Source organism: Kitasatospora sp. UYEF31, assembly GCF_057291755.1.
Map to the genome: position 1 here is coordinate 1 of NZ_JBXAWK010000162.1, position 1,056 is coordinate 1,056.

General features: G+C 51.0%; 2 protein-coding genes. Both read left to right on the forward strand.

Going from position 1 to position 1,056, the window contains the following annotated elements:
• The first annotated feature begins 233 nt into the window (after nucleotides 1-233).
• Nucleotides 234-470: a hypothetical protein gene (locus tag AC0Z36_RS29730; RefSeq protein WP_485466189.1), complete on the forward strand. Its 237-nt coding sequence runs from the start codon at nucleotides 234-236 to the stop codon at nucleotides 468-470.
• Nucleotides 467-988: a hypothetical protein gene (locus tag AC0Z36_RS29735; protein WP_485466190.1), complete on the forward strand. Its 522-nt coding sequence runs from the start codon at nucleotides 467-469 to the stop codon at nucleotides 986-988. Before AC0Z36_RS29730 ends, AC0Z36_RS29735 begins: the two co-directional genes overlap by 4 nt.
• Nucleotides 989-1,056: the final 68 nt, after the last annotated feature.

Sequence of the window (1,056 nt, forward strand, 5' to 3'; positions counted from 1 at the left end):
GGCGGTGCCTGGGCTTTTTGACGCCGCAGGAAGTGATGCAAAAGCTCCTGGTGGAGGAATCATCAGGTGGTGCTTCCACGGGTTGACACCACCCAGTCGCCAACGTCCTGGCTGCGGAATCCAAGGCGAAATATGAGAATGAAATTCTCTGGCAGAGCAAAAGAATATATTACTATCCTGGATTCTTCCTGAACATGGCGTCAGGGCCTTTGGGGGATTACCTTCAGCGTGGGATGAAAATGTATGCCGATAATTGGTACGACGATCACGTCGGAGGTTTTGCGGGTAGTGCCGACGGGGAGAATCGAGTCCGCAATGCGACTCTTGATAGCCAGATGAATGGCGTTGTGCTGCGTTGGGCGCAAGACCATGGAGTTCCGGAAGAGATCTGGAAGCCCACTTGGAATGAAGTTGAGAACGATATGAAAAAGGGCCCGGACTTCCTTAATTCTGAGCGGGGTAAGCAGTGAGTAGAAAAATCAAGAAGACCTGGCTGATCGCGTTTCTAGTTCTGCTCGCCGCTGCCTTCTCGATTTTCGCATACGAGTCTTTCGGTCAGGGCGGATCGAAATCGCAGAAGAAGAAGGAGGTTGCCGTGCGAATTCCTCCAGTATGTCTGCGAATAATTCACCCGGAAAATGATTTCTTTGGAATCTTCAAGGATTTTCCGAGTAGATATTATGCAAACATGCATGGTGGTGAAAATGGTCCGGATCTGGGAGTCGGAGTGCATGGATGTGATGTCGATGCAGGTCGGCTAGAGAATATTATGGTCTACATCTCCAATATTTCTTCCGAATACATCTCCAACCCGGTTGAGGCCTTTTTGGATATCCCGGGAAGGAAGTTCATTGCAAAATATCCAAATAGTCTCGAGGGTGCATTTTTCTCAGACACCACGGGTGCTAAATTCTACACTCTCGCAATTCCGGAATGCGCATCTCGCCCTACGCTGCCGGACCAGCCTCGATTCGTCAGTGGGGTCTGATTACTGACTGAACCGGTAGGTTGCCCGTAATGTCCCCAGCCGTTCGGGGACGGGCCGTCGCGTGACGC